The organism is Proteus sp. PR00208 (genome assembly GCF_016238545.1).
Taxonomy (GTDB): Bacteria; Pseudomonadota; Gammaproteobacteria; order Enterobacterales; family Enterobacteriaceae; genus Proteus.
This window is the reverse complement of sequence record NZ_JAEHQE010000020.1, coordinates 69,120-94,934: the sequence shown is the minus strand read 5'-3', so window position 1 is coordinate 94,934 and position 25,815 is coordinate 69,120. Positions and strand designations below refer to the sequence as shown.

The window sequence follows — 25,815 nt, the reverse complement described above, 5'->3', positions numbered from 1 at the left end:
CGCTGATAATAAAAACCAAATCAAAGCCTCTGATTTAATGGGTGATGATATTTTATTACAAGGGGCTCATTTAACTGTTGATGGCAAACAGTTACAACAAAAAGACACAGATACTGACAATCGTTGGTTCTATTCTTGGCAATATGATGTCACTAAAGAAAAAGAGCTAGTACAGCAAGTTGGTAGCCATATTGATGCCAAAAATAGTGCAACATTAACAGCAACTAAAGGTGATGTAACACTTGAAGGTGCCAAAGTTAATGCAGGTAACACGCTGGCAATTAATGCCAATAAAGATATTAATATCAATGGATTAATTGAAAAAGAAAGTCGCAGTGAAAACGGCTATAAACGTAACCATACTTCTCGTTTAGAAACAGGTAGCTGGAGCAATAGCCATCAAACAGAAACCTTAAAAGCGAGTGAACTGACCGCAGGTAAAACGCTGGGCTTAAATGCTGAAGGCTCTATTACCGCTCAAGGTGCAAAATTACATTCTAATGAGAATGTTGTCGTTAACGCTAAAGAGAACATCAATCTTAATGTTCAAAATACCAACAATGATAAAACAGTAACCAACAATCATGTTGTTTGGGGGGGTATCGGCGGTGGTAATAATAAGAATAATAATAACAAACAAGAAGTTAGCCATTCAACACAATTAACGGCTGACGGACAACTGTTACTTACGGCAGATAACAATGTCAAAATCACGGGTAGCCAAGTGAAAGGCAACCAAGGGGCTTTTGTTAACACAACCCAAGGTGATGTTGTTATTGATAATGCGATTAGCGAAACCATCACTAAAACTGATGAGCGTACAGGCACAGCCTTTAATATTACTAAGAATTCCCATAAAAATGAAACTAATCAACAAGTTTCAACCGGTAGTGAATTAGTTTCTGATGCACAATTAACCGTGTTCAGTGGGAAAGATGTCAATGTTATTGGTAGCTTGATTAAAAGTGCTGATGAGTTAGGCATTGAATCTTTAGGTGATATCAACGTTAAATCTGCACAGCAGACCACAAAAATTAATGATGAAAAAACATCATTAGAGATCACTGGTCATGCTAAAGAAGTTGAAGACAAGCAATATAGCGCAGGTTTTCATATTACTCATACATCCAATAAAAACAATAGCACTGAAACCGAACAAGTAGGATCTACTATTAGTGGTGGCAGTGTTAAAGTTCAAGCGGATAAAGATGTCACTTTTGCAGGTTCTGATTTAAAAACAACCGCAGGTAATGCCTCTGTTTCTGGTGACAATGTTGCTTTTGTTTCAACAGAAAACAAAAAAGAAACAGACAGCACAGATAGAACCATTTCAGGTGGCTTTAGCTACACAGGTGGTGTTGATAAAGTGGGCTCTAAAGCTGATTTTCAATATGATAAACAGCATACAACAACTGAGATCACCAAAAATAAAGGTAGCGAAACTCAAGTTACAGGTGATTTAACCATTACTGCGAACAATAATGTAACGCATCAAGGTGCATCACACAAAGTTGACGGTTCATATAAAGAATCAGGCGAAAATATTAATCATCTTGCGGCAAATGACAGTGCAACATCTAAAACAGATACCTTAAATATCGGTGTCGATGTGGGTGTTAATCTTGATTACAGTGGTGTGACTAAACCGATTAAAAAAGCAGTAGAAGATGGAATTGATACCACAAAACCAGGTAACAATACCGATATGGATAAAAAAGTTACTTTTAAAGATGCCATTAGTAATCTTGCTAACTTAAGTAACCTAGAAGCACCTAATGTCGGTGTTGAAGTCGGTATTAAAGGTGGCGGTAGCCAGAAATCACAAAGCGATAGCCAAGCGGTTTCAACATCAATTACTGCGGGTAAAATCAATTCTGACAGTAATAACAACTTACGTGACCAAGGTACTCATTACCAATCAACACAAGGTGATGTATCACTAACCGCAAATACTCACACCAGTGAAGCGGCTCAAAACAAACACCAAGAGTCTTTCCATGAAACAACAGGTGGTGGTCAAGTTGGTGTCAGCACGAAAACAGGGAGTGATATTACCGTTGCCATTAAAGGCGAAGGTAAAACCACAGATACAAGCTTAACCACAACGAAAGCTAATGGTAGCCAGTTTAATTCAGCCGGCAATATCAATATTAATGTACGTGAAGATGCTCATTATGAAGGCGCTAAGTTTGATGCTCAAGATGGCAAAACGGTAATCAATGCTGGCGGTGATTTAACACTGGCACAAGCAACAGATACTCACTCTGAAAGCCAACATAACGTGAATGGCAGCGCAAACCTCAAAGTAGGTACAACACCAGACAGCAAAGATTACGGTGGCGGTTTTAACGCAGGTGGTGCTACTCATCAAAAAGATCAGACAACAGCGAAAGCAGGTTCAGTGAATGGCTCTCAAGGTATTGAGTTAAATTCAGGTCATAATCTGACTTTACAAGGTACTCATTTAACCAGCGAAAATGATGTTGCTCTGACAGCAACTAACAAAGTTGATTTCCAAGCAACAGAATCTCAACGTACTGAAACAGGTAAAAACTTATCTGGTGGATTACAAGCGGGCTTAGGTCAAAAAACAGGAGAGAAATCATCTTCTGTCAATGGCTTGGGTGGCGCTGAATTTGCTATTGGTAAGCAAGATGAGAAAACGGTCTCTCGTGAAGGTGGAATAATTGCTAACCAAGGCAATTTAACCGTTAACGGTAGTTCCGTTAATCTTCAAGGTACTAAAGTTAATAGCAAAGATACGCAATTAACCTCTCAATCTGGTGATACTACCCTGACTTCAGCACAATCCACTGATTACAAAAATAATTGGGGTACTGATATCTCTTTAAATGGCAAACAAACTAATACGACGCCAAAAGAAGTGACTGAAGAAAACCCAGCAACCTCTATCCATAATATTGGTGGCAAAGTTTTAGTAAACGTTGAAGATCAACAAAAATCCACACACCAAAATGTTTCAGTAGAAACAGGCACATTAACTGTAAATAGCGACAAAAACCTTGCTCTTTCTGGTGCCAATGTTTCTGCGGATAATGTGACAGGTAATGTGGGTGGTGACTTTACAGTGACAAGCCAAAAAGACAGCGATCGTCACGTTACTGTTGGTGTAAATGTCGGTTACAACCACAATAATGATCCTAAATCTAGCCAAGTTGATAAAACAGCTAAAGCAGGTGGATCACTATTAGAAAATACGATCAAAGAGACTATTGATTCAGGTATTAAATCTGCAACTGATGTTATCTCTGATAAATACAACTCACTCTCTTCAACTATCGCAGATAAAACCGGTATCAGTGGCGAAACAAAAGCCAAAATTGATAAAGGTGTTGGTACAGTGGGCAATGGCATCAAAAATATCGTAACAGGTGCTGAAGGCCATACGGCGAATGCGGATATCAAAGTTTCTCATATTGATAATGATGCCGTTACCCAAACCACAACCTTAACAAGCAAAAATGACATTTCATTAAATGTAAGTGGTACAACTAAACTTACAGGTGCTGAAATTAAAAGTGAGCAAGGTCAGGTTGATTTAGGCGGTAGCAACGTTCAATTAAACAATATTGAAGGTCATCAATATGAAGCAGGTGCAGATCTTGATCTGAAATCATCTGCTGTTGATTTAGTGAAACAACTTGCAGGTGGTGACTTATCATTAAAATCACCTATTAAAGTGAATGAAACGGTAAACACAAAATCGTCTATTTCTGAAAAATAATAGACACCCTATAAAAGAGTAATGCCTATTCTTTTGTAAACCAAACCCCACTTATTAGGATAATAAAGTGGGGTTTTTTATGTGTTCGTTTCAAAATAGAACGTAAAGTACGATCAGTAATCGATAAAAAAGATCCACTTATGACTAAGTGGATCTTTTTCTAATCAGTACATTACACAGCTATTATTATGAAAACTAAATTAACCTAATTGGCCATGACAATGCTTATATTTCTTACCTGATCCACAAGGGCATGGCTCATTACGACCCACTTTTTTACCTGCAGCAACTTGACCATCGATTGCTGACATTTGAGATTCTTTTGTCACTTCATGGCTTAATTGTTGTTGTTTAGCTAAACGCTCGGCTTCTTCACGACGACGACGTTCTAACTCTTCAACTTCTTCAGGTAAACGAACTTGTACTTTGCTTAGTGTGCTGATCACTTCATATTTCAGTGATTCCAACATGTTAGCAAACATAGCGAACGATTCACGTTTGTACTCTTGTTTTGGATCTTTTTGTGCATAACCACGTAAGTGGATACCTTGACGTAAATAATCCATTGCTGCCAAGTGCTCTTTCCACAGTGAGTCTAGCGTTTGTAACATCACGCCTTTTTCAAAGTTACGCATCATTTCAGCACTAACGATCTCTTCTTTCGCTTTATAGACTTCGATAGATTTTTCTAAAATACGCTCACGTAATGTTTCTTCGTGTAATTCTGGTTCTTTATCTAACCACTCTTTGATTGGTAAATTTAAATCAAAGTCTTTTTGTAAACATGCCGTTAAGCCGTCAATATCCCACATTTCTTCTAGTGATTGAGGTGGAATATAGTTATCAATCATCGAAGTGAAAACGTCTTGGCGAATACTATCGATAGTTTCACTTACGTCTGCCACATCCAGTAATTCATTACGCTGAGTATAGATTGCACGACGCTGATCATTTGCCACATCATCATATTCAAGCAGTTGCTTACGAATATCAAAGTTGCGGTTTTCTACTTTACGCTGTGCGTTTGCAATTGCTTTGGTTACCCAAGGGTGCTCAATCGCTTCGGTTTCATTCATCCCTAATTTACGCATCATGCCAGACACTTTGTCTGAAGCAAAAATACGCATTAAGGAGTCTTCCATAGACAAATAGAAACGAGAAGAACCTTCATCCCCTTGACGACCCGCACGACCACGTAACTGGTTATCAATACGGCGAGATTCGTGACGCTCAGTACCTATGATATGTAAACCACCTGATGCTAATACTGCATCATGGCGCTCTTTCCATTTAGCTTTGATTTCTTCAATTTTTTCTTCTGTTGGCTCTTCCAGTTTAGCCACTTCAGTTTGCCAGCTACCCCCTAACACGATATCGGTACCACGACCTGCCATGTTAGTTGCGATAGTTACCGCGGAAGGTAAACCTGCGTTAGCAATAATATCTGCTTCCATTGCGTGGAATTTCGCATTCAGCACGTTATGGTGAACATTCGCTTTAGTCAGCGCTTTAGAAATCTCTTCTGATTTTTCAATTGAAATGGTACCGACAAGAACAGGCTGACCATTTTGAGTACGTTCACGAATATCTTCAATAATGGCTGCAAATTTACCTTGCTCATTCATATAGACTAAGTCAGGCAGATCTTTACGTACCATTGGGCGGTTAGTTGGGATAACAATTGTTTCTAAGCGATAGATAGAGTTAAATTCAAACGCTTCTGTATCCGCAGTACCCGTCATCCCTGCTAATTTTTCGTATAAACGGAAATAATTTTGGAATGTGATTGACGCTAATGTCTGGTTTTCATTTTGGATCTTCACACCTTCTTTTGCTTCAACAGCTTGGTGTAAACCATCAGACCAACGACGACCTTGCATTGTACGACCTGTATGTTCGTCAACAATGATAACTTCGCCATCTTTAACAATATAATCAACATCTTTGGTAAACAGCGCATGAGCACGCAATGCCGCTGTTATATGGTGCATTAACATAATATTAGCCGGTGAGTATAAAGACTCCCCTTCTTTCATCATGCCAGCATCTGCTAATAAACCTTCAATTTTAACCAGACCGCGTTCTGTGATATTCACTTGACGTGTTTTTTCATCAACAGAGTAATCGCCTTCACCTTGGAATGTATCTGAGTCTTCTTTTTCTTGAGAAACCAAATGAGGAATGATTTTATTCATCTGGATATAAAGCTCAGAACTGTCTTCTGCTGGACCTGAAATGATCAGTGGTGTACGTGCTTCATCGATCAAGATTGAGTCAACCTCATCCACTAATGCATAGTGTAATTTGCGTTGAACACGTTCTTGTGGACTAAATGCCATGTTGTCACGTAGATAGTCGAAACCAAATTCATTGTTCGTACCATAAGTGATATCAGCATTATAAGCTTCACGTTTTACTGGTGGCGCCATATTTGGTAAGTTGATACCAACGCTTAATCCTAAGAATTCAAACAAAGGACGGTTGTTTTCGGCATCACGCTGTGCCAAGTAGTCATTGACGGTAACAACGTGAACGCCTTTACCTGATAGCGCATTTAAGTACGCAGGTAATGTTGCGGTTAATGTTTTACCTTCACCCGTACGCATTTCTGCAATACAACGTTCATTCAGAACCATACCACCGATTAACTGTACGTCGAAGTGACGCATACCAAAAACACGTTTACTGGCTTCACGCACTGTTGCAAACGCTTCTGGTAAAATATCTTCTTCTTTCTCACCATTTTTTAAGCGCTCACGGAATTCATCCGTTTTCGCTTTTAGCTCATCATCTGTCAGCTTTTCAAATTCTGGCTCTAGTTTATTAATTTCAGCAACAACCTTGCGCATACGGCGGATTGAACGATCATTACGACTACCAAAAATTTTGGTTACAATTTTACCTAACATAAATCTTTATTCTCATTTATGGCGTGAAACGCCGAAAACAGCCTCTGTTTTTATTGATAAACAGAGATAATCATAATCTTATTAGATTAAGTGACTCAATTAAGCTGTTAGGTAAGGCCCTGCGCGAATACCACGGATTTGTGCAAGCCATAATCCGGTATGATAGGAAATTTTATTCTGTACTAAAACATAGCCAGAAAGAGGGAGGAGGCTTAGTGCCGATGATGGAGTCTCTGTTAATAAGGCATACAGCGTATCAAGCATAACCGCTGCAACATTAGAAGCAGGTAACGGTTCATCTTTGGCTTTAACCATCAATTCGGGTGAATTAATGGTGAATGCAAAAGAGAGCTGTTTGATCACATTTTTTACTGCATGCTGTTGCCAGTAATTAAAGGTGAAGGATGAGGCAGGATTCTGTACACTTTGACGTAAGAATAAGTTATCAAACGCAATAATTGCCTGGCTTTGACGGTTTTGAGAAGAAGGAGTATCTGTTTGCTGTGGATTTTCGGCATGAGCAGACAACAGCGAAGGTATTCCGATACCTGCTGCTACCATCCCTAAAAGCAGATGCGACCAAAAATATCGCCTGCCAAACTGTCGCCAAAAACTTATAATACTCATTAACCTTCGTTGCTCATTAATCTTTATTTTGTGGAGTCAAAATCTATGCGGGATAGTTACCCACAATCATTGGAAAAAATCTTCATTGAACTTGAAGGTTCCAACAAGAGTACACTACAACTTATACAACAGCGCGCAACGATTTTACTAAAATTAAATCGTGCCGTCATGGCTCTTTTACCCGTTCCTTTACGAGATAAGTGCCGTGTCGCAAATTATCGTAATGCTATTTTAATTATTGAAGTTGCAAACGCAAGTTGGTTAACTCGTTTACGTTATGAAACCCCGTCATTACTTTCCGCATTGAGACAAGAAATTTTACCATCCTTATCCTCAATAGACATCAAAATAAATCCGTCTTTAGGCGTAAAACAGGAAAAAAGATCTTTAATATCATCATTAAAAGAACAAGAGCCTAAAAAGAAACGTCACTTAAGTTTAGAAAGTGCGCAATCATTGAAGTATTTAGCTGAGAAAAGCCCGAAGAAATTAAGAGAGAGATTAGAACGGTTGGCTGCACTTGCCGGAGAGAGTACAAGTACAGCCAAAGATGAACGTTAATTAGAGATAATTAACGCGCTTTCCTTCGCAGGAATTAAGCAAAGACCATTGAGGGAGCTTTGAATGCCACTGGCATTTGCGCTTCGTCTTCAAATGTGACGAATTCCCACGCAGATTCTTTCGCTAATACAGCTTGGAGCAATTTATTGTTCAGTGCATGACCTGATTTAAACGCGGTGAATTCACCGATAATGTTATAGCCACACATAAATAAATCACCGATTGCATCCAACATTTTGTGACGAACAAATTCATCTTCAAAACGTAAGCCATCGTCGTTGAGAACACGATAGTCATCAACTACGATTGCACAATCGAAGCTTCCGCCCAAACACAATCCTTTAGATTGTAGATATTCGATATCACGCATAAATCCAAATGTACGAGCACGGCTAATTTGGCTCATAAAAGATTCAGCGGAAAAATCTAATTTATAACGCTGTGTACTTGCATCAATGGCTGGATGATTAAAATCGATAGTAAAATCTAATTTAAACCCGTTGTATGGACGCATCTCTGCCCATTTATCGCCATCTTCTACACGTACTGTTTCTTTGATGCGAATGAATTTCTTCGCAGTACGAAGCTCTTCGATACCTGCATCAAGTAACAAGAAAACAAAAGGTGCCGCACTTCCATCCATAATTGGAATTTCAGGTGCATTCACTTCAATTACGATATTATCAATGCCTAAACCAGCCAGTGCTGCATTTAAATGCTCAACGGTTGATATACGCACATCGTCTTCGTTGACTAAGCAAGTACATAACATAGTGTCACGAACTGATTTTGCGTCTGCTGGAAAATCCACCGGTGGATTTAAGTCAGTACGACGGTAGATGACCCCAGTATTTGCTGGCGCCGGACGCATTGTAAGCGTAACTTTTTTACCCGTGTGAAGTCCCACACCGGTTGCTTGTACAATTCGTTTTAATGTCCGTTGTTTGATCATCATTTTATCTCGCAATGTTATCAGTCCTACCAATCATTATACTTATAATTGGCAGGACAGTTTAGCACAAAAAGCGGAGATGCCAATCTTTTTGGCGATTAATCAGCCTGTTTTCTCAGGAACGCAGGGATATCTAAATAATCTGGTTCTTTGTTTGCCTGAGTAGATTGTTCGTTAACGGCTTTTGCGGCAGGCTTGCTTTCTTCTACAGCAGAGAAAGAAGACATGCTATTTTGCATTTGCTGGTAACGATTCTCCATTGCGCTTTGCTGATTCTGTTTATTAGTTACCAGCGTAATTTCTGGACGTTTGTCCATACCAATACCTGTTGCAACCACAGTCACACGCAATTCATCATTCATTTCTGGGTCAAGGGATGTACCGATAACCACAGTCGCATTATCTGATGCAAATGCACGAATGGTATTACCCACTGTTTCAAATTCATCAAGACGTAAGTCAAAACCTGCTGTGATGTTGACTAACACACCACGCGCGCCAGATAAGTCGATGTCTTCCAATAATGGACTTGAAATCGCCATTTCTGCTGCTTCTTCAGCACGATCTTCGCCTTTCGCAGCACCCGATCCCATCATGGCATAACCCATTTCAGACATCACAGTTCTTACGTCAGCAAAGTCAACGTTCATTAAACCTGGGCGAGTGATTAGCTCAGCGATACCTTGAACTGCGCCTTTTAATACATCATTAGCTGCGCCGAATGCATCTAATAATGAAATTCCACGACCAAGTACTTTTAATAACTTGTCATTTGGAATAGTGATTAATGAGTCAACATGTTTTGATAACTCAGTAATACCTTGTTCCGCAAATGCCATACGTTTTTTGCCTTCAAAATTAAAAGGCTTAGTCACTACAGCAACGGTCAAAATGCCTAATTCTTTAGCCACTTCTGCAACAACAGGCGCAGCACCAGTACCAGTACCACCGCCCATACCTGCTGCGATAAAGACCATATCGGCACCTTCAAGTGCTGCACGTAACCCTTCGCGGTCTTCCTCTGCTGCATTACGGCCTACTTCAGGATTTGCACCTGCACCTAAGCCTTTCGTAATGGCATTACCGATTTGGATAGTCTGTCCGACCGCTGTTTTACGTAGCGCTTGAGCATCCGTATTGACTGCAAAGAAATCTACGCCTTCAATACGTTCACGAACCATGTGCTCAACCGCATTACCGCCGCCGCCACCAACGCCGATGACTTTGATCACCGCATCGTTGGTTAATTCCATAGGTTCAAACATAATTTCTCTCCGTTTTGTGCCTTCTCAGGGCCGCTTGCTCAAACGACCTCTTTTTAAATTTGTCTGATTATTAAAACTCTCTTTTTAGCCAACCAGTGAGTTTTTTAAATAAACCACTGACAGCAGAGCGTTTCTCGGTTTCAGTTTCCTCACCAAAGTGAGATTCTTTACCGTAATGCAAGAGCCCAACCGCTGTTGAGTAATAGGGATCCTGCGCATAATCTGTTAGCCCGGTAATATTTAACGGTTTACCGATCCGTACTTGCGTGTGGAAAACACGTTGAGCACATTCAACAAGTCCATCAATCTGTGCAGCACCACCTGTTAGCACAATACCTGCGGCTAAATGATGCTTAATCCCTTGCTGGCGTAACTGTTCTTGAACTTTTAAAATCTCTTCATTAACAAGATTGAGCAGTTCGGTATAACGAGGCTCAATCACCTCAGCAAGAGTTTGTCGTTGCAGACTTCTTGGTGGTCTGCCTCCGACACTTGGAACTTCGACATTTTCATCTTTACCAACTAAAGAGCCTAATGCACAACCATGACGAACCTTGATAGCTTCGGCATCATTTGGCGGAGTGCCAAACGCGTAAGCGATATCACTTGTTACTACATTGCCAGCATAAGGAATAACGCGAGTATGCCTTAATGCTCCACCGGTATAAATTGCGATATCCATTGTACCGCCACCAATATCAACAACACACACACCTAATTCACGTTCATCTTCGGTCAATACAGCAAAACTTGAAGCCAGTCCCGCAAAAATCAGTTGATCCACTTTTAACCCACAGCGTTCAACTGCTTTTACAATATTCTTTGCCATATCGTTATGGCAGGTAATTAAATGAACTTTAGCCTGCATACGCACACCCGATAATCCAACTGGGTTTTTGATCCCTTCTTGATAATCAATGGCATACTCTTGCGGTATAACGTGTAAAACACGATGTTCATCTTTTACTTTGACGGATTTCGCGGTATGAACCACGCTATCAACATCATCTTGAGTCACTTCTTCTTCCGAAATTGGCACCATACCAATCTCATTTTGGCAACTGATATGCTTGCCTGATAACGCCAAATATACTGAAGATATTTGGCAGTCAGCCATTAGCTCAGCCTGATCTACCGCCCGTTGTACACATTTTACGACGGATTCGAGATCATTAACGCCACCTTTATCCATGCCCCGAGATGGACAACTTCCCACCCCGATAATATTCACTACACCATCAGGCAGGATCTCACCGACAAGGGTGGCTACTTTGGCCGTACCAATCTCAAGACCAACTACTAATTTTCTGTCCGTCGCTTTGATCATTATTGTTCTGCCTTCGCCTTCATCGTGTCATCTGCCACGTCTTGTTTATTCATTATCAAGTAATAAAGGAGCCCATCCGACTGCACCACCACTGTCATAACGCAGATCCACGTAATCAACTCGTTTATCTGTTTGTTGTTGCAGTATCGGATACAACTCAATAAAGCGAGCGATCCGTTTTTCGTTATCCTTACGACCTAACTCCAATCGGACATCATTGTCTAAAACTAATTGCCATCCTTGACGGGCAGACATTGACGCTGCTTTTAAATTCAGGTTACTTGCAAGAAGCTGATCTCTCATTGCCACATAACCTGACAACACCATTTTTTCGCTTCCTTGAGGACCATATAACAAAGGATAACTTCCTTTGGTTTCCAACTGCGTTGGCAGACTGAAAACACGTCCTTCTTTATCAAGAAAGTAAGTGTCATTCCAACGGGTAAAGGGAACATACTCTACCAGATGGATTTTAAGTTCATCAGGCCACTGTTTACGAACAGTGACTTGCCTAATCCATGGCATACGTTCAATTTGTTGCTGAATAATATTCACATCCTGTGTCATAAATGTACCCGGCTGTCCTAAAGACAAAATGGCCTGACGTACATCATCATTCGTTGTGTAATGTCGCTCACCCGTTAATACAAGTTTTGAGATTGGCAGACGATTTGCGTCTTTCATCCAGTTAACCACTTGTATTCCACCCCAAATGATGGTGGCAATCACACATAAGAAAAAGATTAATCCTGATAAATAAGTACCATTACTCGGTCTGTCAGAATGTTGCTTCTCTTTGTGTTCTTTTATATTTAGCGCTGCTTGTGACATATTAACCCACTAACTCCTGAGCAACGTTTAAACAAGAGAATCGCCCATTCTTTTGTCCGATATTCCAGCGATTAATACTTTTCCTACATATATATACTTTATGAACACTTTTAGGTTTGATAATTAAATCACTAAATTGTTCAATCTGTTGAGAATTATTTACTTTAAAAGAAGAAATTGCGAATTTTTCTGCGTTTTTCTTACTTTTTAACTGAAATTTTTTCTCAACACAGATTTGAGCAAGCGAATTCTCGATCATTTTTTTCGCTAATACAGTGTTATTTTCCTCATAACACGCCATCATTACAGTTACTTTATTGACCATTTCACCATAAATGATGTTCACTTGCTCAAACATCCGTCTTAATCCTCGCTGAAAGATGGTTGTAATTTCGTATCTGCTAAGCGACGCGCTATTTTACCAATATTTCCAGCACCTTGAACTAAAACAAGATCATTATCTGTTAATACACCTGCCAATATTGATGAAATATTAGTCACATCAGAAACCCAGATAGGATCTAGCTTCCCACGTTGGCGAATTGTTCGACAAAGTGAGCGACTATCGGCACCTGCAATAGGCGCTTCCCCAGCAGAATAAACATCTGTTAATAATAAAATATCAACCTGATTGAGAACAGTGGCAAAGTCTTCATATAAATCGCGAGTACGTGTATAGCGATGAGGTTGGAAAATCATCACTAGGCGTTTATCTGGCCATCCCGCTCTCGCCGCTTTAATCGTTGCATCAACTTCTGTTGGATGATGACCATAATCATCCACTAGCATCACTTCACCTTCTTGACCATTAACATGCTCAAGACCGTAGTTACCTAAGAAATCAAAACGACGTCCAGTACCTTGGAAGTTAAGTAATGCGGCTAAAATATGTTCGTCAGCAATGCCTTCTTCTGTGGCGACAGCAACCGCAGCTGTCGCATTCAGTGCGTTATGGCGACCAGGTGCATTTAATACAACTTGTAAATCTGGCATACCTTCACGAGAAATAGTGAAAAAGCCCTGAGCACCTTTTTGTTCATAATGTGTAATACGAACGTCAGCATCTTCACTAAAGCCATAAGTCGTAATATAACGACCCACTTTAGGAATAATAGAGCGAATGACATCGTCATCCAGACACATCACTGCACGACCATAGAATGGTAAATTGTGCAAAAAGGTAATAAACGTCTCTTTTAGATTGTCAAAATTACCGTGATATGTGTCCATATGGTCTGCTTCGATATTCGTAACGACAGCAACCATGGGTTGTAAATGTAAAAACGATGCATCACTTTCATCAGCTTCAGCAATTAAATAACGACTGCAACCTAAGCGAGCATGAGTGCCAGCCGATTTAACAAGCCCACCATTAACAAAAGTAGGATCTAAACCCGCTTGCGCATAAATATTTGAAATCATCGCTGTTGTTGTCGTTTTGCCATGTGTTCCGGCAATCGCAACACCATGACGATAACGCATCAATTCGGCCAGCATTTCAGCACGACGAATAACAGGGATACGCGCTTCTCTTGCTGCAATAATCTCAGGATTTTCAGCACTGATTGCTGTCGAAACCACAACAACACTTGCGCCACGAATATTTTCAGGGCGATGATTAAAATAGACTGTCGCGCCTAAGGCAACGAGCTGTTGTGTGACTACGTTTGGTGCTAAATCAGAACCGCTGATTTCATAACCTTCGTTAGCCAACACTTCGGCAATCCCCCCCATACCAGCACCACCGATGCCAATAAAGTGAATATGCCTAACTTTTCTCATTTCAGGCACAAATGATCTTAATTTTGCCAGTTGTTGTGTATTCACTATTTACTTCTTCACTCTACGTTAATGGTTACAAGTTACGTTTATTTTTTTACCACTTCGATTATCACATTCGCTACGCGCTCTGTGGCATCCGTAATCGCAACACTTTTTGCTTTCTCTGCCATTGCTAACAAGGTTTCTCTATCCCAATTTTTCAGGGTTTGTGCAATGACTTCTGGAGTTAAATCGTTTTGCTCAATAATACGCGCTGCACCCGCTTTTTCTAACGGCAGTGCATTCCAATATTGCTGTCTATCTTTGTGCTGGAAAGGAACAAAAATAGCGGGTAATCCCGCTGCGGCAATTTCGCTGACCGTTAATGCACCAGAACGACACACAACAACATCAGCCCATTGGTAAGCTTGCGCTATATCATCAATAAATTCAGTAACTTTATATTCAGATTTAACTGAATTTTTTGCTAATTCGTTCTGATAGCGTGTTTTTGTATCACTTTCGCCACCTTTTCCTGCTTGATGCCAGATTGTAACATGTTCACCTAGTAAACCTGCAACTACGGGTAAGGTGTGATTTAAAATTCTAGCGCCTTGGCTACCACCAATGATCAGTACACGAATAGGCCCTGTTCTCTCTTTTAATCGTACAGAAGGCGCTTCAAGTGCCAATACATCTTCACGAACAGGATTTCCAACAACCGGTGCTTTAGGAAATGCCCCCGGAAAAGCCTGTAATACACGTTTCGCAATTTTCGATAACCAGCGATTGGTTAATCCAGCGATACCATTTTGCTCATGCAAAATAACGGGTATCCCGCACATCCAAGCGGCAACACCACCAGGACCTGAAACGTAACCACCCATACCAAGTACAGCATCTGGCTGATAGCGCTTCATAATGGCACGAGCTTGAAAAATCGCTTTAATAATACGAATAGGTGCTGCGATTAATGCTTTAATACCTTTTCCACGTAAACCTGAGATACGAATAAATTCAATTTCGATACCGTGCTTAGGAACTAAATCGGCTTCCATTCTATCTGCCGTTCCTAACCATCGGATTTCCCAACCTTGAGATTGTAGATAATGAGCAACAGCCAGACCTGGGAATACATGTCCCCCAGTGCCACCAGCCATAACCATTAAACGGCGTCTACGCTCGCTCATTTCGGGCTCCTTACAAACGCCTGAGCTTGTGCTAGACGTGTTTCATAATCAATTCGTAATAACATCACGATAGCCGTTGACATAATAATCAAACTCGAACCACCGTAACTAATAAGAGGAAGGGTTAATCCCTTTGTCGGCAACATGCCTGCTGCTGCACCTACATTCACCAATGATTGGAATGTAAACCAGATCCCGATAGAACAAGCTAAAAAGCCTGAAAAACGTTGATCGAGGATCAGCGCACGTCGTCCAATTTGCATCGCGCGAAAAGCGATGAAGAATACCATTAAAAGCACCAAAACCACACCGATATAACCAAGTTCTTCAGCCAAAATGGAGAAAATAAAGTCGGTATGTGCCTCTGGCAAATATTCTAGTTTTTGTACTGAGTTTCCTAAACCTTGTCCAAGCAAATCACCACGACCAAATGCCATTAGAGATTGTGTAAGCTGATAACCGCTTCCAAATGGATCTTCCCAAGGTTCTAAAAAAGAAGTGATACGTCGAACACGGTAAGGTTCAACAATAATCAACATAACAACAGCGGCAATTCCTGAACCGATAATGGCTAAGAACTGCCAAATTTTAGCACCTGCTAAAAATAACAGTGCTAATGTTGTTACGAATAAAACCACAACGGTTCCTAAGTCTGGTTGTAATAACAATAAAACGGCCAGTACTAACATCACGCCCATCGGCTTACAGAAACCCCAAAAGTTATTTCTGACTTCTTCAACTTTTCGGACTAAATAGCTCGATAAATAACAAAACAGCGCAAGTTTTGATAATTCAGCAGGCTGGAAATTTAATGGTCCCACCGCAATCCAGCGTGAAGCACCATTAACGGAACTCCCTACCCCCAATACCACTAATAAAAGTAATATCGAACCAAACAGCATTAAGCTGCTATAACGTTGCCAAATTGCCATTGGAATACGCATGGTGACTAACGCAATACAAAATGCGACAACAATATAGATGCCATCACGTTTAGCAAATAAGAAAGGATCTTCTGCAAGACGTTGACCAACAGGCATTGAAGCTGATGTCACCATAACAAAGCCGACAACCGCTAATCCGAAAGTAAACCAGAGCAAAGTGCGATCATACGGTACAAATGCCGTATTCTCAGTTTGATAACTGCCCACTAGCCACTGTTTTAATCTTCGCATTGCGAATACGCTCATCAGCCAAGCTCCCTTGCTAAACGTGCAAATTCATCACCACGCTGCTCAAAACATTTAAACTGATCTAAGCTTGCACATGCAGGAGAGAGCAACACCATATCCCCTGATTTTACAGAAGGAGCTAAAGCCCGCATGGCTTCTTCCATTGTCACTGTTAATAAAGAGACATCTGGTCGTAGATTTGCCAATGCGTGTCCATCTTGTCCAAAACAGTACAGACGAATATTGTCTCCACTGATATAAGGCAATAAAGAAGTGAAGTCAGCAGATTTCCCATCACCACCTAATAAAAGATGTAGTGTGCCCTCAACTTCAAGTCCTCGTAATGCCGCTTCAGTGCTTCCCACATTGGTGGCTTTCGAGTCATTTATCCAACGTACATTTTGATGTGAATAAACTAATTGAAAACGGTGAGCAAGACCGTGATACGTTTTCAGTACCTCGGTTGCAGCTTTACGAGAAATACCCACAGCATCAGCAAGAGCTAATGCGGCTAATGCATTGGTATAGTTATGCTGTCCTGAAAGGTACATTTCAGCCGTTGAAAGGACTTTTTCACCTTTCACTTTTAAAATGCGATTTGTGTTATCAAGCTGATAATCACCTTGTCCAACACCAAAACTAACACAACGATTATCTTTACCCGCTAAAGGTAGCGTTAATGCATCATCTTCGTTATAAACACAGGTTTTAGCATTATCGTAAATACGCAGTTTTGCTTCACGATATTGTTCTAATCCTAACGGATAGCGATTCATATGATCTTCGCTAATATTCAACACCGTTGCAGCAGCGGCTTGTAAGCTATAAGTCGTTTCTAGTTGAAAACTCGATAGCTCTAATACATATAAATCATAGGGCTCGGTTAATAAGGTCAGAGCTGGAACACCAATATTGCCACCGACTCCAACACGAATACCATCCGCGCTTGCCATTTCACCCACAAGCGTTGTCACGGTACTTTTACCGTTAGAGCCCGTAATCGCTACAATAGGCGCTTTGGCTTCACGGCAAAACAGTTCAATATCACCAACAATTTCAACACCATGATTTGCGGCTTCAACAAGCTCCGGTGTCGAAAGTGCAATACCCGGACTTGAGATAATTAAATCAGCATCGTTAAGCCATGCTTGATGAAAACTACCTGTATGATATTCAACGTCAACAGGAAGCTTATCTAAGCCTCCTGGTTTTTGGCGTGTATCAATAACCTTAGGTGTAACACCTTGGCGGATAAAAAAGTCAACGCAAGAAAGGCCTGTTATCCCAAGCCCAACAACAACCACTTTTTTTCCCTGATAATTTGCCATCTTAACGCACCTTTAATGTCGCCAGACCAATAAGCACTAACATCAGTGAGATGATCCAGAAACGGACAATAACACGAGGTTCAGGCCAGCCTTTTAATTCATAATGGTGATGAATTGGAGCCATACGGAAAATACGTTGACCACGCAACTTAAATGAACCGACTTGTAAAATAACGGAGAGTGTTTCAACAACAAACACCCCCCCCATAATCACTAATAAGAACTCTTGGCGTAATAACACTGCGATAGTCCCTAATGCGCCACCTAATGCAAGTGAACCAACATCGCCCATAAAGACCTGTGCTGGGTAAGTGTTAAACCAAAGAAAACCTAAACCAGCGCCAACTATCGCGGTACAGACAATCACCAATTCGCCCGCATGCATTAAGTAAGGAATTTTCAAATAACTGGCGAAATTAACGTTACCTGTTGCCCATGCAACTAATGCAAAGCCCGCAGCAACAAATACTGTTGGCATAATAGCTAAACCATCTAAACCATCTGTCAAGTTCACAGCGTTACTGGTACCCACAATCACAAAGTAAGCCAATAAAATGTAGAGCATACCTAATTGAGGCATAACATCTTTAAAGAATGGAACGACTAGCTGTGTTGCTGGCGTATCTTTACCAATTGCGTACATACTAAATGCCACAACAAGTGCGAGTACGGACTGCCAGAAATATTTCCAGCGAGCAATTAAGCCTTTTGTGTCTTTACGAACTACTTTGCGATAATCATCAACAAAACCAATCACGCCGTAACCAATTAAAACCAGTAATACACACCAAACATAGGGGTTATCTAATCTTGCCCATAGTAGTGTGGAGATGGATATAGAGAACAGGATCATAATCCCGCCCATTGTTGGCGTACCGCGTTTGCTAAAGTGAGACTCTGGCCCTTCGCTACGAACCACTTGCCCGATTTGCATTTTTTGTAACCATGCAATCAGATGAGGTCCCATCCACAACGCAATAATTAATGCCGTCAATAAGCCAACAATCGCCCTGAATGTCAGATAAGAAAACACATTAAAAAATGTATGGTATTTAACCAAATATTCGGCTAGCCAAACTAACATTCAAAGCACTCCTTTAATGCGTTCACGATATCTTCCATCGCGGAGCTTCGTGAACCTTTTACTAAAACTGAAACAACATCATGCTGCTGTAATAATGGAATTAATTGAGCAAGTAAGTCGGCTTTAAATGCAAAATGCTGACCACCTTGATTTTCATCACTAATAAAATGGCTGTGATGTCCTACGGTAAATACGCTATCAATACCTACATCGTGTGCAAAACGCCCCACATCACGGTGACATTTTTCTGAATCTTTACCTAATTCAGCCATATCACCTGCGACAAAAATCTTATATCCCGGTAATTGAGACAAAACCTGTAAGCCTGCGATCATCGAACCATCGTTAGCATTGTAAGTATCATCTAACACCATTTTTCCTGCTGTTAATTCAACAGGGTACAATCTTCCTGGTACGGCTTTTAATGTCGATAAACCAAGGCGAATATCTTCAAGCGTCGCCCCAGCAGATAGCGCAAGCGCACTTGCCGCTAAAGCATTCGCAATGTTATGACGACCCGGTAATGGAAGAGTGACTTCTACACAACCTTCTGGTGTGTGTAAGGTGAAGTTTGTGATGAATTGCTTAACCGTGATATCTGATGGATAAAAATCGGCTTTACCTTGTGCTGATAAAGAGAATGACCATTGCGTTTGGCGCGCATTCAAATGGTGTTTCCACAGAGGTAAGTCATTACTATCCAGATTAATAATGGCTGTACCTTGCTCTTTTAAGTGGGTAAAGATTTCACCTTTTGCCTGAGCAATCCCTTCCAGTGAACCGAAACCTTCAATATGTGCAGAAAAGAGATTATTTACCAATGCACTATCTGGTTTTACCATATTTACGGTATAAGCGATTTCACCGATATGGTTTGCACCTAATTCGATAACCGCAAAACGGTGTTCTGGCGTTAAACGAAAAAGCGTTAAAGGTACGCCAATATCGTTATTTAAATTGCCATGGGTATATAAGGTTTCGCCACAGTGACGCAAAATAGAAGCGGTCATCTCTTTAACGGAGGTTTTTCCAGAAGAGCCTGTCAACGCAACAATCTTGGCGTGGCTTAGCGAACGAATATGTGCTGCAATTTCGCCCATTGCTAGATGGGTATCTTTCACAATGATTTGCGGACAATCAACATCAATCTCACGATTAACTAAAACCGCAACGGCGCCCTTTTCTTTTACATCAGCAATAAAATCATGAGCATCAAAACGCTCACCCGCTAATGCAATAAACAGGCAATCTTCATCAATTTTACGACTATCTGTTGAAATCGATTTGATGATAAGTTGATCCGCTTGGCTTTGAGCGAGATGGCTCAATGTGCCTTTGCTAATTTGTGCAATATTTCCTAAAGACAGAGGGATCACGCTATCACCCCCAATAACCGAGCAACGGTTAATCTGTCTGAATAATCGAGACGACGCGAGCCAACCAACTGATAATCCTCATGCCCTTTACCTGCGACTAAAATCATATCATTGGTATCTGCTTGCATAATCACGTTAGTAACCGCTTCAGCCCGACCTTCAATAGCAATCGCACGACCAGGATCCATTAAACCCGAAAGAATATCTTGGATAATTGCTTGAGGCTCTTCACTACGAGGATTGTCATCGGTGATAACAACTTTATCAGCCAGCTCTTCTGCGACTGCTCCCATTAGTGGGCGCTTACCTTTGTCTCTATCTCCGCCACAACCAAATACACACCATAGTTTACCTGTGCAGTGTAAACGAGCAGCTTGAAGTGCTTTCTCTAAAGCATCTGGAGTATGAGCATAATCGACAATAACCGTAGGGCGATTATCCGCACTAAATACTTCCATGCGGCCACAAACAGGTGTGAGTGAAGATGACGCTTTAATAACCGCATCTAATGGATATTCAAGTGCTAATAATGTCGCTAAAGCGCATAAAAGATTACTAACATTAAATGCCCCCATTAATGGGCTTTCAATTTCACCATCACCCCAGCTAGAACTAAAGTGAATGGTTGCACCCGCATCATGATAATTAATCTGGGTTGTTTTAACAAAACGGCCTTGCCAATTCTGTGGCAATTTATTTTCCATTGTCACGGCAACAGCGTCAGGTAAACGAGATAACCATTTTTGACCAACGGCATCATCCGCATTGATGATTTTTTCACCACTGCAATGAGTGGAAAACAGTAACCATTTTGCTTCTTCGTAGTTAGCCATATCACCATGGTAATCAAGATGATCACGACTTAAATTCGTAAATACACTCGCCACAAAAGGCAATGCACTCACACGACCTTGAACTAAACCATGAGAAGAAACTTCCATAGCGGTCAATGTCGCGCCTTGATTTAATAATTGCTGTAACTCTAATTGAATATCAACCGCAGATCCTGTGGTGTTCATCGCAGGAACAACATGACCTAAAAGTCCGTTACCTACTGTTCCCATCACAGCACTTGTTTCACCTAAACCTTGTGCCCACTGTGCTAACAATTGTGTTGTTGTCGTTTTTCCATTAGTCCCAGTAACACCAATCAGTTTCAGTTTTTCCGCAGGTTGATGATAAAAATGTCCCGCTAACTTTGATAATTCTGCATTAAGATTATCAATGTAAATAACTGGAATACCGTGACTTTCACGGATTTCACCATGCGTTGCAACATCTTGTGCTTCCGCTAATACCGCCGAAACACCTTGAGCAATTGCTTGAGGAATATAGCGTCTACCATCAGTTTCATGACCTTTGATGGCGATAAAAAGATCACCGCTCGCCGCTTTTCGGCTATCGAGTGTCATGTCTTTGAGCATCAATGACGGTGCTTGTATCCCGAGTGCCCCTAATAGGTCACTTAAGTTAGGATCGGCCACTTGTATCCTCTTCTTTTTTAATTACAAATTCATTTTTATCGTCTGGCGTCAATGCGTCAGGTTCTACGTTCATTGTGCGTAAAACCGCGCCCATGATCGCGCCAAACACCGGTGCAGAAACTGCCCCACCATAGTACTTCCCTGCTTTGGGTTCATTGATTACGACAACCAATGCAAAACGAGGGCGACTTGCTGGAGCAACACCCGCCGCATAAGAGATATATTGATTGATATATTTTCCGTCTGGCCCTACTTTCTTCGCTGTCCCTGTTTTAATCGCAACACGATAACCTTTAATTGCAGCACTCACACCGCCGCCACCGGGCAATGCAACGCTTTCCATCATATGAACGACGGTTCTCATCACAGGCTCGGGGAATACGCGAGTTCCCGGTACTGGAGGGTCAACTTTTGTAATAGAAAGAGGACGGTAAATACCAAAACTACCAATCGTTGCGTAGACACGCGCTAACTGTAACGGCGTTACCATTAGCCCATATCCGAAAGAGAAGGTGGCCCTTTCAAGATCGGACCACCGTTGTTTTTTTATTGGAAATATGCCACTACTTTCGCCAACTAGCCCCAAGTTAGTTGGCTTCCCGAATCCAAATCGTGAATAAACATCCACAAGTTCAGATGCAGGCATCGCTAACGCCAGTCTTGAAACACCAACGTTACTCGATTTCTGTAATATTCCTGTTATCGAAAGCTCATGATATAACGCCACATCTTTTATCTGATGCCCGCTAATACGATAAGGAACGGTATTAATAACACTATTTTCTTTAATAATATGATTGTGGAGCGCACTCATCACAACCATCGGTTTTACGGTAGAACCTGGTTCAAAAATATCGGTGATAGCACGATTACGCATCGCATCTTTAGGCGTTCCCGTTAAATTATTTGGGTTGTACGATGGGCTGTTAGCCATCGCCAGCACTTCACCGGTATTTACATCAACTAAAACAGCGGTTCCCGACTCTGCTTTATTCTTAATAACCGCATTGGTTAATTCGCGATAAACCACAGATTGCAGACGTTCATCGATACTTAACATCAGGTTATGAGCAGCTTGGCTGTCTGTTTGAGCGATATTCTCGATAACACGGTTAAAACCATCTTTACGAACAACACGCTCACCAGGAGCACCTGTCAGCCACTGGTTAAAGCTTTTTTCAACACCTTCAATACCATCACCATCAATATTTGTTACACCGATGATGTGAGCAGTTACTTCGCCTGATGGATAATAGCGTTTTGATTCTTGGCGCATATTAATCCCAGTGATTTTTAGTTTACTAATATAATCACTAATTTCAGGGTTCACTTGGCGAGCTAAGTAGATAAAACGAGCGGAAGGCGTTGCGACAATTTTTTGCTCGATATGATTCACTGGCATTTTCAGTGCATCAGCAAGTGCTAACCAACGAGAATCTGTCATATCGGGATTAGCATCTAATACAACTTTAGGATCTGCCCAAATGGCAAAAACAGGCACGCTAACGGCAAGAGGCCTCCCCATTCTATCGCTGATCATGCCTCTTGCTGTCGGTACTTTTTGTACACGTAGAGAACGCATATCCCCTTCACGAATAAGGGGATCGGGGTTAATAATCTGTAAATAGGCAACACGGATTAATAGCGCGGCTAAAGCGATACCAATACCACCGCAAAGCAACGCAAAACGCCAACTCACAAATCCTGTTTTTTCTTCAGGCTTGCGTAGTTTGGCATTTGACTTTGTTTTTGCTTTCGCTTTTGCCGAACGTGAAAATTTCATACTTGCCTTAATTATTTAGTAACCACGATGTTCTCTTTTGTTGGGTCAACATGGATCATTCCCAAACTATCACTTGAAAAACGCTCTACTCTGCTATGGTCAGCCAGTGCGTTTTCTTCAAGAATGAGATTGCGCCATTCGATCTCCAATACGTTTTTCTCCAGCACTAAACGCTCTTTCTCGGCTGTTAATAAACGTGTCTTATGTGCGGTCGTCACGACATACACCGCAGAAATAATCACAGCAATCAGTAAACATACAGGTAATTTGCCATGACGCAGTAAATCCTGCCCTATAACTCTCGGTAGTGAGTGTCGTTCAGTAGACATTTATTCCTCAATACGTTGTGCTACACGCAATACAGAGCTTCGTGCCCGTGGATTTTCTTCAACTTCTACGCCTGTCGGTTTCATCTTGTGAATACTCGATAAGCGAGCACTTCCTAACTCTTTTATCTGCGCTTCTGTGAGAGGAATACCCGCAGGGACAACTGGCCCTTTACTTTCATCTCGAATAAAACGCTTCACCAATCGGTCTTCTAATGAATGGAAACTAATGACCGACAAACGTCCTTCTGGTGCTAAAACAGAAACAGCACCTTTTAATGCTTTTTCAATTTCATCTAATTCGCTGTTGATATAGATACGAATTGCCTGAAAGCTACGTGTTGCTGGGTGCTTATGTCGTTCTTTTACTGGGCTTGCGTCGCTAATTAAATCAGCCAATTGTTTGGTTCGAGTCAAAGGCTCTTCTGTTTTGTTACGTGCAACAATGGCGCGAGCAATACGCTTAGCAAATCGTTCTTCACCAAAGGTTTTCAATACCCATGTGATGTCTTCTTCTGCTGCTGTCATCAGCCATTGTGCGGCTGATTGCCCTGATGTTGGGTCCATACGCATATCAAGAGGTCCATCACGCATAAAAGAAAAACCACGTTCTGGATCATCAAGTTGAGGTGAAGAAACACCTAAATCCAGTAATACACCATCAATTTTCCCTGCTAAACCTAACTCAGTGACATACTGCTCAATATTTGAAAACGGCCCATGAACAATAGAAAAACGAGCATCATCAATTTCATTAGCAACAGCAATCGCTTGTGGATCTCTGTCTATCGCAATCAAGCGACCTTGTTCGCCCAATTGCGATAAAATTAGACGAGAGTGCCCTCCGCGACCAAATGTTCCGTCGATATAGATACCTGAAGGTTTAATATTCAGGCCATTCACTGCTTCATCCAGTAATACACTGGTATGACTAAAATTATTCGTTGTCATTATTTAAAGTGATAAATCCAATAGTCGTGTCGATAACGGTTCCTGTGAGGTTTGCTCGGCTACAATGTCTTTTTCGATCTGTTTGTACCAGACCTGTTCATCCCACAATTCAAATTTATTGAATTGACCGACTAACATGACCTCTTTTGTTAGCCCCGCATGCTGTCTTAGCGTGCTAGCTAACAAAAGACGTCCTGCGCTATCCATTTGGCATTCGCTGGCGTGACCTAATAACAAACGTTGAACTCGACGTTCCGCAGGATTCATGGAGGACAAAGCCGCTAATTTTAACTCAATCTTTTCCCATTCTGGAAGGGTATAAAGCAATAAACATGGCTGATTGAGATCAATGGTACAAACCATTTGACCTTCAGAAATCTCACTCAGCGTTGTTCGATAACGGGAAGGAACTGTTATTCGCCCTTTGCTGTCAAGATTAACGAGTGTTGCTCCACGAAACATCCTCATTACCCCCAGCTTTGTAATTTACACCACATTATCCCACAAATCCCCACAAATAGAGTTTACGGATGGTATGAAAACGTTGTCAAGCCAGATATAGGAAGCTTTATTTATATTTACAGTAATTTGGTAGATACTCTGGAATGTTTAAATTATCGACAAAAAGAAAAAAAGAAATATTAACACTATGATTAATAGAGGTTATTTTTCAAATTCTATTTTTAATCACGAAAAGTAATTATTTATAGCGATTACAAGGAAGAAAACCAGATAAAGAAATCATAATAAGTAAATCATGATTTTTATTATAAAAAACTAATTTATTGCAGTTCATTTACCTTTAGCCAACATAATAATTTGAGGTTGCTTTTATATAAACAAAAACAGCAAGACGAAAAAAAATAATTCAATATCATGAAGATAGTTATTTCTTTTTTTCTTAAGTTTCCCAAAATAAAATTAATTACTCATTAAATTTAAGCAATATCACTTATGGATATGTCAAAATTCAATCTACTAATTTAGCAAAATGCGAGAAATAGTAAAAAAACGCTTAAGATTAATCTCAAATTTAATATTCTCTAAGCAATTCGACATTCTTAAATCAAATAAAACATCCCCGTTTTAATTTAATAAAACAGGGATGAGTATAAATGCAGATAATTACCAACAGAGCGACAT

20 protein-coding genes are annotated in these 25,815 nt (G+C 40.8%); 2 read left to right on the top strand and 18 right to left on the bottom strand.

The window, feature by feature from the left end; all coding sequences use genetic code 11:
* Positions 1–3,745: hemagglutinin repeat-containing protein (locus JEP36_RS13875; RefSeq protein WP_198630358.1), on the top strand; the 3,745-nt coding region annotated here is incomplete at its 5' end.
* Between the two features lie 200 nt (positions 3,746–3,945).
* Here the strand turns inward: JEP36_RS13875 and secA are convergent.
* Both secA and secM read right to left on the bottom strand, forming a co-directional pair.
* A complete protein-coding gene (gene secA / locus JEP36_RS13870) occupies positions 3,946–6,654 on the bottom strand; it encodes a preprotein translocase subunit SecA (protein ID WP_198630357.1) in 2,709 nt (902 codons plus the stop codon).
* Between the two features lie 99 nt (positions 6,655–6,753).
* Positions 6,754–7,281 carry a secA translation cis-regulator SecM gene (gene secM / locus JEP36_RS13865; protein WP_198620825.1) on the bottom strand — a complete coding sequence of 176 codons (528 nt, stop codon included), beginning with the start codon at positions 7,279–7,281 and terminating at the stop codon, positions 6,754–6,756.
* Between the two features lie 45 nt (positions 7,282–7,326).
* Between secM and JEP36_RS13860 the strand changes: the two genes are divergently transcribed.
* A complete protein-coding gene (locus tag JEP36_RS13860) occupies positions 7,327–7,842 on the top strand; it encodes a DUF721 domain-containing protein (protein WP_109371134.1) in 516 nt (171 codons plus the stop codon).
* 34 nt (positions 7,843–7,876) lie between these two features.
* Here the strand turns inward: JEP36_RS13860 and lpxC are convergent, their stop codons facing one another.
* From lpxC to mraZ, 16 genes are all read right to left on the bottom strand, one after another.
* Positions 7,877–8,794, bottom strand: coding sequence for a UDP-3-O-acyl-N-acetylglucosamine deacetylase (gene lpxC / locus JEP36_RS13855; protein WP_036913397.1), 918 nt, complete (start codon positions 8,792–8,794; stop codon positions 7,877–7,879).
* Between the two features lie 98 nt (positions 8,795–8,892).
* Positions 8,893–10,059, bottom strand: coding sequence for a cell division protein FtsZ (ftsZ, locus tag JEP36_RS13850; RefSeq protein ID WP_023581499.1), 1,167 nt, complete (start codon positions 10,057–10,059; stop codon positions 8,893–8,895).
* Positions 10,060–10,129: 70 nt separating this feature from the next.
* Positions 10,130–11,386 (bottom strand): cell division protein FtsA, encoded by a 1,257-nt coding sequence (gene ftsA / locus JEP36_RS13845; RefSeq protein ID WP_006533748.1) that lies wholly within the window; start codon positions 11,384–11,386, stop codon positions 10,130–10,132.
* Between the two features lie 45 nt (positions 11,387–11,431).
* Positions 11,432–12,217 carry a cell division protein FtsQ gene (ftsQ, locus tag JEP36_RS13840; RefSeq protein WP_198620826.1) on the bottom strand — a complete coding sequence of 262 codons (786 nt, stop codon included), beginning with the start codon at positions 12,215–12,217 and terminating at the stop codon, positions 11,432–11,434.
* A 1-nt stretch (position 12,218) separates the two neighbouring features.
* On the bottom strand, positions 12,219–12,575 hold the full coding sequence (locus tag JEP36_RS13835) for a hypothetical protein (RefSeq protein WP_198625859.1): 357 nt from the start codon (positions 12,573–12,575) through the stop codon (positions 12,219–12,221).
* Positions 12,576–12,580: 5 nt separating this feature from the next.
* Positions 12,581–14,044: a UDP-N-acetylmuramate--L-alanine ligase gene (gene murC / locus JEP36_RS13830; protein WP_160230585.1), complete on the bottom strand. Its 1,464-nt coding sequence runs from the start codon at positions 14,042–14,044 to the stop codon at positions 12,581–12,583.
* 41 nt (positions 14,045–14,085) lie between these two features.
* A complete protein-coding gene (murG, locus tag JEP36_RS13825) occupies positions 14,086–15,168 on the bottom strand; it encodes an undecaprenyldiphospho-muramoylpentapeptide beta-N-acetylglucosaminyltransferase (RefSeq protein ID WP_198620828.1) in 1,083 nt (360 codons plus the stop codon).
* The gene (ftsW, locus tag JEP36_RS13820; protein WP_196533381.1) at positions 15,165–16,358 is read right to left on the bottom strand and encodes a cell division protein FtsW; all 1,194 of its coding nucleotides are present in this window, start codon (positions 16,356–16,358) and stop codon (positions 15,165–15,167) included. Before ftsW ends, murG begins: the two co-directional genes overlap by 4 nt.
* On the bottom strand, positions 16,358–17,668 hold the full coding sequence (gene murD, locus JEP36_RS13815) for a UDP-N-acetylmuramoyl-L-alanine--D-glutamate ligase (protein ID WP_198620830.1): 1,311 nt from the start codon (positions 17,666–17,668) through the stop codon (positions 16,358–16,360). Before murD ends, ftsW begins: the two co-directional genes overlap by 1 nt.
* A gap of 1 nt (position 17,669) precedes the next feature.
* Positions 17,670–18,752 (bottom strand): phospho-N-acetylmuramoyl-pentapeptide-transferase, encoded by a 1,083-nt coding sequence (mraY, locus tag JEP36_RS13810; RefSeq protein WP_023581493.1) that lies wholly within the window; start codon positions 18,750–18,752, stop codon positions 17,670–17,672.
* Complete coding sequence (gene murF, locus JEP36_RS13805; protein ID WP_198630356.1) at positions 18,746–20,128, bottom strand: UDP-N-acetylmuramoyl-tripeptide--D-alanyl-D-alanine ligase; 1,383 nt, start codon at positions 20,126–20,128, stop codon at positions 18,746–18,748. The genes mraY and murF overlap by 7 nt, the downstream gene beginning before the upstream one ends.
* Positions 20,125–21,612 (bottom strand): UDP-N-acetylmuramoyl-L-alanyl-D-glutamate--2,6-diaminopimelate ligase, encoded by a 1,488-nt coding sequence (murE, locus tag JEP36_RS13800; RefSeq protein WP_196533378.1) that lies wholly within the window; start codon positions 21,610–21,612, stop codon positions 20,125–20,127. Before murE ends, murF begins: the two co-directional genes overlap by 4 nt.
* Positions 21,599–23,395 (bottom strand): peptidoglycan glycosyltransferase FtsI, encoded by a 1,797-nt coding sequence (gene ftsI / locus JEP36_RS13795; protein WP_109371150.1) that lies wholly within the window; start codon positions 23,393–23,395, stop codon positions 21,599–21,601. The genes murE and ftsI overlap by 14 nt, the downstream gene beginning before the upstream one ends.
* An 11-nt stretch (positions 23,396–23,406) precedes the next feature.
* A complete protein-coding gene (gene ftsL / locus JEP36_RS13790) occupies positions 23,407–23,724 on the bottom strand; it encodes a cell division protein FtsL (protein ID WP_109371152.1) in 318 nt (105 codons plus the stop codon).
* A complete protein-coding gene (gene rsmH / locus JEP36_RS13785) occupies positions 23,725–24,672 on the bottom strand; it encodes a 16S rRNA (cytosine(1402)-N(4))-methyltransferase RsmH (RefSeq protein WP_196533377.1) in 948 nt (315 codons plus the stop codon).
* A 3-nt stretch (positions 24,673–24,675) separates the two neighbouring features.
* A complete protein-coding gene (mraZ, locus tag JEP36_RS13780) occupies positions 24,676–25,134 on the bottom strand; it encodes a division/cell wall cluster transcriptional repressor MraZ (RefSeq protein WP_075670769.1) in 459 nt (152 codons plus the stop codon).
* Between the last annotated feature and the right edge of the window lie 681 nt (positions 25,135–25,815).

Coding starts and splice junctions, on each gene's coding strand:
- secA (WP_198630357.1), bottom strand. CDS start 6,654: ATGTTAGGTAAAATTGTAACCAAAATTTTTGGTAGTCGTAATGATCGT.
- secM (WP_198620825.1), bottom strand. CDS start 7,281: ATGAGTATTATAAGTTTTTGGCGACAGTTTGGCAGGCGATATTTTTGG.
- JEP36_RS13860 (WP_109371134.1), top strand. CDS start 7,327: ATGCGGGATAGTTACCCACAATCATTGGAAAAAATCTTCATTGAACTT.
- lpxC (WP_036913397.1), bottom strand. CDS start 8,794: ATGATCAAACAACGGACATTAAAACGAATTGTACAAGCAACCGGTGTG.
- ftsZ (WP_023581499.1), bottom strand. CDS start 10,059: ATGTTTGAACCTATGGAATTAACCAACGATGCGGTGATCAAAGTCATC.
- ftsA (WP_006533748.1), bottom strand. CDS start 11,386: ATGATCAAAGCGACGGACAGAAAATTAGTAGTTGGTCTTGAGATTGGT.
- ftsQ (WP_198620826.1), bottom strand. CDS start 12,217: ATGTCACAAGCAGCGCTAAATATAAAAGAACACAAAGAGAAGCAACAT.
- JEP36_RS13835 (WP_198625859.1), bottom strand. CDS start 12,575: ATGTTTGAGCAAGTGAACATCATTTATGGTGAAATGGTCAATAAAGTA.
- murG (WP_198620828.1), bottom strand. CDS start 15,168: ATGAGCGAGCGTAGACGCCGTTTAATGGTTATGGCTGGTGGCACTGGG.
- ftsW (WP_196533381.1), bottom strand. CDS start 16,358: ATGAGCGTATTCGCAATGCGAAGATTAAAACAGTGGCTAGTGGGCAGT.
- murD (WP_198620830.1), bottom strand. CDS start 17,668: ATGGCAAATTATCAGGGAAAAAAAGTGGTTGTTGTTGGGCTTGGGATA.
- mraY (WP_023581493.1), bottom strand. CDS start 18,752: ATGTTAGTTTGGCTAGCCGAATATTTGGTTAAATACCATACATTTTTT.
- ftsI (WP_109371150.1), bottom strand. CDS start 23,395: ATGAAATTTTCACGTTCGGCAAAAGCGAAAGCAAAAACAAAGTCAAAT.
- ftsL (WP_109371152.1), bottom strand. CDS start 23,724: ATGTCTACTGAACGACACTCACTACCGAGAGTTATAGGGCAGGATTTA.
- rsmH (WP_196533377.1), bottom strand. CDS start 24,672: ATGACAACGAATAATTTTAGTCATACCAGTGTATTACTGGATGAAGCA.
- mraZ (WP_075670769.1), bottom strand. CDS start 25,134: ATGTTTCGTGGAGCAACACTCGTTAATCTTGACAGCAAAGGGCGAATA.